Below are 1048 nucleotides of genomic sequence, written 5' to 3'. Positions count from 1 at the left end.
GGTTTTCCTCAACAACCCGAACAGTTGCCAGGGCGTAAAGCCCGATTCTGCAAGGCGGGGTATAGGGAGGGATGAGCATGCATTCTGAAACCTGTTGGGTTGGTGTAGACGTCTCGAAGTCAACCTTGGATGTGTACGTTTCATCTCCAGAGCACGCGTTCTCGCTCGCGAATGATCCCGACGGCATCCGACGCTTGATCGAGACCCTGCACCCCGCGCAACCGCGTCTGATCGTGTTGGAAGCCACCGGTGGGCTCGAACGCGCCTTGGTCGCCGAGCTGATGGTCGCGCCCTTGCCCGTGGCGGTGGTCAATCCGCGTCAGGTCCGTCGCTTTGCCCAAGCCCTCGGCTACCTGGCCAAGACCGATCGTCTCGATGCGCGCGTCCTCGCACGCTTTGCCCAAGCCGTCGAGCCGACGCCACGGGCGCTGCCCGAGGCCGACGCCTTGGCCTTGACGGACCTGTTGGCGCGCCGACGGCAACTGGTCGAGATGCTGACGATGGAGAAAAACCGTCTGCAAGCGGCTCGCAACGCCACCGTGCGCCAAGACATCAAGGCCCACATCGAGTGGCTGCAACAGCGCCTGAAGAGCACCGAGCGGGGCTTGCACGAGGCGGTGGAAGCCTCCCCCGCCTGGCAGGCCAAGGCCGAGCTGTTGGGCGAGGTCACGGGGCTCGGGGACGTCACCATCCTGACCTTGATCGCCTGTTTGCCCGAATTGGGCCAACTCAACCGCAAGCAGATCGCCGCCCTGGTCGGCGTCGCGCCGCTCAATCGTGACAGTGGAACCCGGCACGGGAGACGCTGCGTGTGGGGCGGACGCGCCCCCGTGCGCCACGTGCTCTATATGGCAACCCTCTCGGCGGTGCGTTACAACCCGGTTCTGAAGGCGTTCTACACCCGACTGCGCGATGCGGGTAAGGTCGCCAAGGTGGCCCTCGTGGCGTGCATGCGCAAGCTCCTCACCATCGTCAACGCCATGCTGCGCGATCAGGCGCACTGGGATCCTGCTCATGGGAAAACCGCTTGACCTGAAACACAGTTGCT

General features: G+C 64.1%; 1 protein-coding gene. It reads left to right on the top strand.

Annotated elements, in window-relative coordinates; genetic code table 11:
- Window positions 1–77: 77 nt before the first annotated feature.
- A complete protein-coding gene (locus CKO27_RS23875) occupies window positions 78–1031 on the top strand; it encodes an IS110 family RNA-guided transposase (RefSeq protein WP_200377401.1) in 954 nt (317 codons plus the stop codon).
- The last annotated feature ends 17 nt before the right edge of the window (window positions 1032–1048 follow it).

The organism is Thiocystis violacea, from assembly GCF_016583575.1.
In the GTDB taxonomy this organism is placed as follows: Bacteria; Pseudomonadota; Gammaproteobacteria; order Chromatiales; family Chromatiaceae; genus Thiocystis; species Thiocystis violacea.
The sequence above is the reverse complement of the archived record's forward strand: the minus strand, read 5'-3'. Positions and strand labels throughout refer to the sequence as shown.